This is a genomic window from Achromobacter denitrificans NBRC 15125, assembly GCF_001571365.1.
GTDB classification, from domain to species: domain Bacteria; phylum Pseudomonadota; class Gammaproteobacteria; order Burkholderiales; family Burkholderiaceae_B; genus Achromobacter; species Achromobacter denitrificans.
This window is the reverse complement of sequence record NZ_BCTQ01000010.1, coordinates 171,124-180,344: the sequence shown is the minus strand read 5'-3', so window position 1 is coordinate 180,344 and position 9,221 is coordinate 171,124. Positions and strand designations below refer to the sequence as shown.

9 protein-coding genes and 1 riboswitch are annotated in these 9,221 nt (G+C 68.8%); of the genes, 5 read left to right on the top strand and 4 right to left on the bottom strand.

The genetic code is table 11. The features are described from left to right. Nucleotides 1–230: 230 nt before the first annotated feature. The 4 genes from ADE01S_RS11280 to ADE01S_RS11265 all read right to left on the bottom strand — a co-directional run bounded on the left by ADE01S_RS11280 (nt 231) and on the right by ADE01S_RS11265 (nt 4,370). Entirely contained in the window at nt 231–1,478 is a 1,248-nt protein-coding gene (locus ADE01S_RS11280; RefSeq protein WP_062681781.1) for a muropeptide transporter, read from the bottom strand. A 107-nt stretch (nt 1,479–1,585) separates the two neighbouring features. Further along, nucleotides 1,586–2,200 (bottom strand): methionine biosynthesis protein MetW, encoded by a 615-nt coding sequence (gene metW, locus ADE01S_RS11275; RefSeq protein ID WP_062681780.1) that lies wholly within the window; start codon nt 2,198–2,200, stop codon nt 1,586–1,588. Continuing rightward, nucleotides 2,197–3,456: a homoserine O-succinyltransferase MetX gene (gene metX, locus ADE01S_RS11270; protein WP_062681779.1), complete on the bottom strand. Its 1,260-nt coding sequence runs from the start codon at nt 3,454–3,456 to the stop codon at nt 2,197–2,199. Before metX ends, metW begins: the two co-directional genes overlap by 4 nt. Then, a riboswitch (SAM riboswitch) is annotated at nt 3,446–3,527 on the bottom strand. It overlaps the preceding gene by 11 nt. Before the next feature lie 87 nt (nt 3,528–3,614). Continuing rightward, nucleotides 3,615–4,370: a GntR family transcriptional regulator gene (locus ADE01S_RS11265; protein WP_062681778.1), complete on the bottom strand. Its 756-nt coding sequence runs from the start codon at nt 4,368–4,370 to the stop codon at nt 3,615–3,617. 184 nt (nt 4,371–4,554) lie between these two features. Between ADE01S_RS11265 and ADE01S_RS11260 the strand changes: the two genes are divergently transcribed. The 5 genes from ADE01S_RS11260 (at nt 4,555) to ADE01S_RS11240 (ending at nt 9,217) form a co-directional block, all read left to right on the top strand. Beyond that, nucleotides 4,555–4,836 carry a UxaA family hydrolase gene (locus ADE01S_RS11260; RefSeq protein ID WP_062681777.1) on the top strand — a complete coding sequence of 94 codons (282 nt, stop codon included), beginning with the start codon at nt 4,555–4,557 and terminating at the stop codon, nt 4,834–4,836. A 27-nt stretch (nt 4,837–4,863) separates the two neighbouring features. Beyond that, complete coding sequence (locus ADE01S_RS11255) at nt 4,864–6,039, top strand: UxaA family hydrolase (protein WP_062681776.1); 1,176 nt, start codon at nt 4,864–4,866, stop codon at nt 6,037–6,039. Between the two features lie 172 nt (nt 6,040–6,211). Further along, nucleotides 6,212–7,225: a Bug family tripartite tricarboxylate transporter substrate binding protein gene (locus ADE01S_RS11250; protein WP_062681775.1), complete on the top strand. Its 1,014-nt coding sequence runs from the start codon at nt 6,212–6,214 to the stop codon at nt 7,223–7,225. A gap of 17 nt (nt 7,226–7,242) precedes the next feature. Continuing rightward, nucleotides 7,243–8,199: a hydroxyacid dehydrogenase gene (locus tag ADE01S_RS11245; protein WP_062681774.1), complete on the top strand. Its 957-nt coding sequence runs from the start codon at nt 7,243–7,245 to the stop codon at nt 8,197–8,199. 10 nt (nt 8,200–8,209) lie between these two features. After that, complete coding sequence (locus ADE01S_RS11240; protein ID WP_062681773.1) at nt 8,210–9,217, top strand: Ldh family oxidoreductase; 1,008 nt, start codon at nt 8,210–8,212, stop codon at nt 9,215–9,217. The last annotated feature ends 4 nt before the right edge of the window (nt 9,218–9,221 follow it).

The following is a 9,221-nucleotide window of genomic DNA, read 5'->3' as shown; positions in this document are numbered from 1 at the left end:
CTCGCGCTCCACCCATCCTACGACTCGCTTTGCTTTTCCAGGGTTTCTAGGTGGGGCAAGCACCATGGCCTGCCGGGCAACCGTAGGATGGGTGCAGCGCGAGAGTTCTTAAGCCAGAACGCAGCTGCCGAACGCGCGGAACCCATGCGGCCATGGGCAGCAGGCCCCGCATGGGTTTCGCGCGCTGGAGAACGGGGTTCTCGTGGAGAGGATCTCGCGCTCCACCCATCCTACGAATCGCCTTGCTTTTCCATGGTTTCTATCGTGCCGCGCAATAGCTTCAGCAGCACCAGGCCGGGCAAGGCGATCACCACCGTCAGCAGGAAGAAGCCCGGCCATCCCATGGAATCGACCAGCGGCGGGGTGAGCGGGCCGGCCAGATAGGTTCGGCCCACCGCCGACAGCGCCGACAGCAAGGCGAACTGCGTTGCCGAGAAGCGCTGGCGGCACAGCGCCATCAGCAGCCCGACGAACGAGGCGGTGCCCAGGCCGCCGCACAGGTTCTCGATCCCCACCCCCGTCGCCATCAACCAGAGGTTCTTCGGGCTGATGGCGATCAGCCAGTACGCCAGATTCGACACTGCCTGCAGCAGGCCGAAGGCCATCAGCGACCGGTACAGGCCCCAGCGCGACATGACCGAGCCGCCGGCCAGCGCGCCGACGATGGTCGCGGCCAGCCCCAGCACCTTGTTCACGGTTCCCACCTCGGTGGGCGAGAAGCCGGCGCCCCGGATCAGGAAGGTGGTCGACAGCGCGCCCGCGAACGCGTCGCCCAGCTTGTACAGCACGATGAGCAGCAACACGGCCAGCGCGCCGCGCCGCGTAAAGAACTCGCGCAGCGGCTCGCCCACCGCCGCCCGCAGGTTGCGCGGCGCGCTGGCGACGTGCTCCGGTTCGGGCGCCCACAGCGTGGCCAGCGCGCACAGCAGCATCAGGCCGCCCATCAGCACGTAGGTATTGCCCCAGCCTATCCATTGGTCGGCCAGGATCAGCGCCAGCCCGCCCGACACGATCATCGCCAGCCGGTAGCCCATGACCTTGATGGCCGCGCCCGCGCCGCGCTCTTCCTTGCGCAGCACGTCGGTGCAGTAGGCGTCGAAGGCGATGTCCTGCGTGGCGGAAAGAAAGGCCACCGCCACGGCCAGCAGCGCCAGCGGCTGCAGCGACGAGGACGGCGACAGCGCGCCCATGGCCATGATGGCGACGGCCAGCAACAGCTGGGTCAGCAGCATCCAGCCGCGCCGCCGGCCCAGCAGCGGCGGGACGTAGCGGTCCACGAAGGGCGCCCAGAGGAACTTCAGGGTGTAGGCCGTGCCCACCAGGGTCAGGAAACCGATCTGCTGCAGCGGCACGCCTTCCACGGTGGCCCAGGCCTGCAAAGTGCCGCTGGTCAGGGCCAGCGGCAATCCGCTGGCAAAGCCCAGGACCAGCAAAGGGGCTACGCGGGGGCTGGTATAGACGTTGGATGCAGCGGTAATGACGGTCTCCTCTGACGCGCTCGCGCGGCGCTAGGGGCGGGCGCCGCGGGCTTGCGGCATTTTAGGGCCTGTTCGCCCGCGCCGCCGCGAGGATGCGTGTCGGAATGTCAGGGCGACGCGAACCGGTAGACCGCCAGGGTGCTGCGCCAGCTGGGGAAGCACTTCACCTCGCGCCCTTCGTTGAAGGTGGCGCGTTCCAGGATGTCCAGGCGCAATTCGCCGGCCAGTTGCTCGAAATCGCGCAGGGTGCACAGGTGGATGTTCGGCGTGTTGTACCACTGGTAGGGCATCTGGCCCGTCACCGGCATGCGGCCGCGCAGGATGGACCAGCCGTGCGGCCAGTAGCCGAAGTTGGGGAACGAAACCACGCCGAAGCGCGCCACCCGCGCCATTTCCCGCAGGATGTGCTCGGTGCGGTGCATGGATTGCAGGGTCTGCGACAGCACCACGGTATCGAATTGCTTGTCGTCGAACAGGGCCAGGCCGTCTTCGAGGTTCTGCTGGATGACTTCGACGCCACGGCGCACGCAGGCGATGACGCAGGTATCGTCCAGCTCCACGCCGGCGCCGCGCACCTGGCGATGGTCGCGCAGGTGCGCCAGCAGCGCGCCGTCGCCGCAGCCCAGGTCCAGCACGCGGCTGCCCGGCTCGATCCAGCTGGCGATGCGCGCCAGGTCGGGCCGCAGGGCGGTATGCGCGTGGCGGGGAGTCACGGGAGTCATTCGGAGCGTCCTTCGTTCTGGACCGCGGCGCCCAGGCCCAGCTCGCGCGCGATGCGTTCGTAGTAGCCGCGCACCACGGCATGGTAGCGGGCGTCTTCCAGCAGGAAGGCGTCGTGGCCGTGCGGGGCATCGATTTCGGCGTAGGTCACCGGGCTGGCGTTCTTCAGCAGCGCCCGCACGATTTCGCGCGAACGCTCCGGCGGGAAGCGCCAGTCGGTCGAGAACGACACCAGCAGGAAGTCGGCCTTGGCCGGCGCCAGCGCGCGGGCCAGGTCGCCCCCGGTGTTGCGGGCCGGATCGAAATAATCCAGCGCGCGGGTGATCAGCAGATAGGTGTTGGCGTCGAAATAGCGGGTGAACTTCTCGCCCTGGTAGCGCAGGTACGACTCGACCTCGAACTCGACGTCGTAGCCATAGCGGTAGGCGCCGTTCTCGGCGGGCGCGCGCTGGGCGCGTCCGAACTTCTCGGCCATGTCGTCGTCGGACAGGTAGGTGATGTGGCCGAGCATGCGCGCCACCGACAGGCCGCGGCGCGGCACGGCGTCCTGCGCGTAGTAGTCGCCGCCGTGGAAATCCGGATCGGTGATGATGGCGCGGCGCGCCACCTCGTTGAAGCCGATGTTCTGCGCCGACAGCCGCGGCGTGCTGGCGATCACCACGCAGTTGGCCACGCGGTCGGGCAGCGTGATGGCCCAGCTCAGCGCCTGCATGCCGCCCAGCGATCCGCCCATCACGGCGGCGAAGCGCTCGATGCCGAAATGGTCGGCCACGCGCGCCTGCGCCTGGACCCAGTCTTCCACGGTCAGCACCGGAAAGGCGGCGCCCCAGGGCTTGCCGGTTTCGGGATTGATACTGGCCGGGCCGGTCGAGCCGAAGCACGAACCCAGGTTGTTGACCCCGATCACGAAGTACACATTGGTGTCCACCGGCTTGCCGGGGCCGACCATGTTGTCCCACCAGCCCAGGTCGGTGGGGTTGTCGGCCGCCTTGCCCGCCACGTGGTGCGAGGCATTCAGCGCGTGGCAGATCAGGACGGCGTTGCTGCGCTGGGCGTTGAGCGTGCCGTAGGTTTCCACCGCGAGCTCGTAGGCCGCCAGCGACTGCCCGCTGGACAAACGCAGCGGCTCATCGAATCGGATGAAGGTGGGAGCGACGAGGCCGACGGAACCGGGATCAGCGGCTTCGGAAGGCGTGACGGGTGCGGGTACGAACCCGCTGGCCGGATCACCGGCCAAATTCTGGGCAGGAGTGGTCATACGGACCTCTTTAGCTGGATTTATTGGAAGGCGCCCGCAAGCGGATCAGGCAAATCGGCGCCGAAACTTTGGATACTGCGGCAAGAATTCTAGCACTGCTTGCGCGCGGCGCAGTAGCAGGCGGCGGCCGGGCCTCGCCGGCCCGGCCTGCCCGGCGGTCAGGCGCCGGCCTCCCAGGGCTCCTGGCCCAGGTACTCGTAGCGCTCGGTATTCACGCGCGAAATCCGCCATTCCACCGGCTGCCGCTTGTACGAAAAGGCGACCCGGCGGATCTCCAGCAAGGGGCTGCCTTCCGCCACGCCGAGCGCGCGCGCCTGCGCGGCCTCGGCCAGGCAGGTGCGCAGGCGTTCGTCGGTCGCGATCACGTTCACGCCGAAAACGTCCTGGTAGAGCGCGTACAGCGTGCTGGCGCGCTCCCGCAGGTGCGCTTCGGTCATGCCGGGAAAGCACGCCTCCGGCAGGCAAAGCTCGTCCATCATGACCACGTCGCCGTTGAGCGACAGCACGTTGGAAAACTCGAACACCATCGCGCCCGCGGGCAGGTTCAGCTTTTCGCGCGCGACGGCCGACGCCCGCTGGCGGCGAAAACGCAGCAGCTCGGTCGTCGGATAGGACTTGTTTCCGTCCTGCCGGACGATGCGGAAGAACTTGAAGAAATGGTGGTTGCGCGTATGCACCGCCACATAGGTGCCGCGGCCCTGATGCCGCACCAGGATGTTCTCGGCGGCCAGCTCGTCGATCGCCTTGCGCAAGGTGCCGATGGAGACGCCGAAGCGTTCCGCCAGGAGTTTCTCGGGCGGGATCGCCTCGCCCTGCTTCCACTCGCCTTGCGCCAGCGCGGCCAGCACGGCCTGCTTGACCTGCGCATACAAGGGACTGCCGAGCGGCACAGTCGATGACAGGCTGGTGTTCATGGGTGCATCGCAATAAATCGGGAGCCCACAGTGTAGCGGCGGGCCCGAAGTCCGCTCAAGTCATACAATTCATATATATGATTTAGTTGACATGGAAGAATGGCGGTCATAAGATTTCCTGGCCCCAGGGTGCATCCGCGTCCGCCGCGTCCGGCAGGCGCCCCAGCCAAAGAGAGGAAGACAAATGATTCACGCCGTATTGCACGATGCGAAGGACACGGTGGCGGTCGCCGTGGTGGAAGGCGTTACCGCCGGAACGGAGCTGAACGCCTGGATCATGGATGAGGACAAGATCATCCACGTGCGCGCGTCGCAGGACATCCCGATCGGCCACAAGGTGGCGATGAAAGACATGGCGGTCGGCGACACCGTCTTCAAGTATGGCGTCGACATCGGCCGCGTGGTGCAGCCCATCGAGGCCGGCCAGCACGCCCATGTGCACAACATCAAGACCAAGCGCTGGTAAGCCCTCCACCTCGCACAGGAAACCACCATGTCCGTCATCACCGCCTCGACCACCTTCCAGGGCTACCGCCGCGACAACGGCCGCGTCGGCGTCCGCAACCACGTCATCGTCCTGCCCGTGGACGACATCTCCAACGCCGCGGCCGAAGCCGTGGCCAACAACATCAAGGGCACGCTCGCCCTGCCCCATCCTTACGGCCGCCTCCAGTTCGGCGAGGACCTGGAGCTGCACTTCCGCACCCTCATCGGCACCGGCTGCAATCCCAACGTCGCCGCCGTGGTGGTGATCGGCATCGAGGAAGGCTGGACCAAGCGCGTCGTCGACGGCATCGCCGCCACCGGCAAGCCCGTCATGGGATTCAGCATCGAGCTGCACGGCGACCACGACACCATCATGCGCGCCTCGCGCTGCGCCAAGGAATTCGTGCACTACGCCACCGCGCTCGGGCGCAGCGAATGCCCCATCGCCGACCTCTGGGTCTCCACCAAATGCGGGGAATCCGACACCACCTCGGGCTGTGGCGCCAACCCCACCGTCGGCAACGCCTTCGACAAGCTCTACGCCCTGGGGTCCACGCTGGTGTTCGGCGAAACCTCGGAATTGACCGGCGGCGAGCACATCGTGGCCGAGCGCTGCGCCAACGACGCGGTGCGCGAGCGCTTCATGTTCATGTTCAACCGCTACCAGGCCATGATCGATCGCTGGAAGACGAGCGACCTGTCGGAGTCCCAGCCCACCAAGGGCAATATCGCGGGCGGCCTGACCACCATCGAGGAAAAGGCGCTGGGCAACATCCAGAAGATCGGCAAGCAATGCCGCGTGGACGGCGTGATCGACAAGGCCGAGATCCCCGACGGCCCGGGCCTGTGGTTCATGGACTCTTCCTCCGCGGCGGCCGAAATGGTGACCCTGTGCGCGGCCTCGGGCTACGCGGTGCACTTCTTCCCCACCGGCCAGGGCAACGTGATCGGCAATCCCATCCTGCCGGTCATCAAGATCTGCGCCAATCCCCGCACCGTGCGGACCATGTCCGAACACATCGACGTGGATACCAGCGGCCTGCTGCAACGCGAGATCGACCTGGGCCAGGCCGGCGACAAGCTGCTGGAATGCATGCTGGCCACGGCCAACGGCCGCTGGACCGCCGCCGAAGCGCTTGGCCATCGCGAGTTCGTCCTGACGCGGATCTTCGAAAGCGCCTGATCCCGCGCGCATTGCCCCGGCGCGTCCGCACGGAGGATTGCGGACGCGTCGTCATGTCCTCGGCATCATCCCGCAGCACCATCGCAACAACACCAGCAGACTCGGGCGAATCACGCCACGGCAGCACAGGCGGTTGCATTCCTACCCGGGCGCCACCCAAGGAGGAAGACAGATGAGTAGCGAACACGATCTCACCCCCGACGCCGCGCAACGCCGGCGCCTGCTCGCCCTCTTCGGCGCCGCCGGCCTCGGCGCCCTGGCGCCGTGGCAAGCCGCGCTGGCGCAGAAAGGCGCCTGGCCCGAGCGGCCCATCAACTACGTGGTCCCCTTCCCGCCCGGCGGCCTGACCGACGTGGCCGCGCGCCAGGTGGGCAAGGCGCTGAGCGACGCCGAACGCTGGAACGTGGTGGTGGAAAACAAGCCTGGCGGCAGCGCGAACATCGGCGCGGCGCATGTCGCCCATGCCGCGCCCGACGGCTACTCCTGGCTGGCCATCACCCTTACGCACGCGGCCAACGTCACGCTCTTCGCCGGCAAGGCCGGCTATGACCTGACCCGGGACCTGACACCTCTGGCCGGGCTCGCCTCCTCGCCCATCATGGTGGTGGTGAACGCCAAGAGCGACATCAAGAGCATGGCCGACCTGGCGAAGGCCGCCCGCGCGAAATCGCTGTCGGCCGGGTCCAGCGGCAACGGCACGCCCCCGCACCTGACCCTGGCGCTCTATCAGAAGATCACCGGGCTGCCCATGATGCATATCCCATACAAAGGCGGCGCGCCGTCCCTCACGGATCTGATCGGCGGGCACCTGGACGTGGTGTTCTCCAACTATCCCGAATCGCTGTCCCACGTGAAGAACGGCTCGCTGCGCGCGTTGGCCATCACCACCCGCGAACGCAGCGTCGACCTGCCCGACGTGCCCACGGTAAAGGAAGCCGGGCTGCCCGACCTGATCGTGGAAAACTTCACCGGCGTGCTGGCGCCCGCGGGCACGCCGCCCGAACTCGTCAAGCGCATCGGCAACGCGATCGTCGCCCAGGTTTCGCAGCCGGCCATGAAGCAGGCGCTGCTGCAGCTGGGCTTCATCCCGCAGCCGCGCGGCCCGGAGGAGTTCAGCGCGTACCTGAAATCCGAGGTGGAGCGCTGGGCCAAGATCATCCGCGACGCCAACATCCAGATTGCCTGACCCGGGAGCCCGAACCGATGCGCATACTCATCTCGGAATTCATGGACGCGCCCGCGGTCGACGCGCTGCGCCAGCGGTTCGACGTGCGCTACGCGCCGGACCTGGTCGAGCGGCGCGACGCGCTGCTCGACGCGGTGCGCGAGGCCGACGGCCTGATCGTGCGCAACCGCAGCCGGGTGGACGCCGCCCTGCTCGGGGCGGCGCCGCGGCTGCGGGCCGTGGGCCGCCTGGGCGTGGGGCTGGACAACATCGACCTGGACGGCTGCGCCGCGCGCGGCATCGCGGTGGTGCCGGCCACCGGCGCCAACGCGCGCGCCGTCGCCGAATACGTGATCGGCACCCTGCTGGCGCTGCTGCGCGGCGCCTATTTCTCGACGGCGGCCGTCGCGGCGGGCCAGTGGCCGCGCAATGCGCTCTCGCAAGGACTGGAGGCGCAGGACCGCACGCTGGGCATCGTGGGCTTCGGCGGCATCGGCCGGCTGGCCGCCCGCCTGGCGCGCGGCCTGGACATGCGCGTCGTGGGCTGCGACGCGGCGCTGCCGCCCGATCATCCCGCCTGGGAGGAAAGCGGCGTGGCCCCGCTGCCGCTGGAGGCCCTGCTGGCGCAGGCGGATGCGGTCACGCTGCACCTGCCGCTCACGCCCGGCACCCGCGGGCTGCTGGACGCCGGCCGCATCGCCCGCATGCGGCCGGGCGCCGTGCTGGTCAATACCTCGCGCGGCGGCATCGTGGACGAAGCGGCGCTGGCCGACGCGCTGCGCGCCGGCCGATTGCGCGGCGCCGCGCTGGACGTGTTCGACGAGGAGCCCCTGCCCGCCGGCGGTCCGCTGGCCGACGCTCCCAACCTGATCCTCACGCCGCACATCGCCGGACTGACGCAGGAAGCCAACACCCGCGTTTCCGACATGGTGGCCGCCGGTGTGACAATAGCCCTTACCGGCGGCGCCGCGGATTCGGCGGCTTCCGCCCCCTGACGAGAAGGCTATGGCTCACATCTATCTGGACGAACTCCAACACCTCGCGGCGGCCGGACTGGCGGCCGCGGGCGCCAACCCCGCGATGGCGGACAGCACCGCCCGCGCGCTGGTCTACGCCGAAAGCCAGGGGCTCGGCTCCCATGGCCTGTCGCGCGTGCCGTTCTACGCCGGCCATCTGCGCGCCGGCCGCGCCATCGGCTCGGCCGTGCCGCGCATCGTGCACGAACGCGGCGGCGCGGCGCTGATCGACGCCGGCTCGGGCCTGGCGTTTCCCGCCTGCGCGCTGGCCGTGGAACAGGCCGCGTCGCGGGCCCGCGAACACGGCGTGGCCTTCGTCGGCGTCGCCAACAGCCACCATTTCGGCGCGGCCGCCTATCACCTCGAAGCCCTGGCCGACGCCGGCCTGGTGGCGCTGGCGCTGAGCAATTCGCCGGCCGCCATGCCCGCCTGGGGCGGCAAACGCCCCCTGTTCGGCACCAATCCCATCGCCGCGGTGTTCCCGCGCCGCGGCGGCGCGCGCCTCCTGATCGACCTGTCGCTGTCGCAGGTCGCGCGCGGCAAGCTGATGATCGCCGCCCGCGACAACCAGCCCATCCCGCTGGGCTGGGCGCTGGACGCCGAGGGCCAGCCCACCACCGATCCCAAGGCCGGACTGGCCGGCAGCATGCTGCCGGCGGGCGGGGTCAAGGGCGCGATGCTGGCGCTCATCGTCGAATTGCTGGCCTGCGCGCTGACCGGCGCCCATTTCGGCTTCGAAACCGAATCGTTCTTCGTCGACGACGGCGGCCCGGCGCGGCTGGGGCAGGCTTTCCTCGCCATCGATCCGGGCGCCCTGGCCGGCAACGAGGCCTATCTGGACCGCGTCGACACCCTGGTCGATGCGATGCTGGAGGACGAAGGCGTGCGCCTGCCCGGGGACCGCCGCCGCAAGCTGCGCGACGAGGCGCTCAAGCACGGCGTGGAACTGCCCGAGGCGCTGATGGCCCAGTTGCGGGAAATGGCGGGCGTCGCCTGAGCCC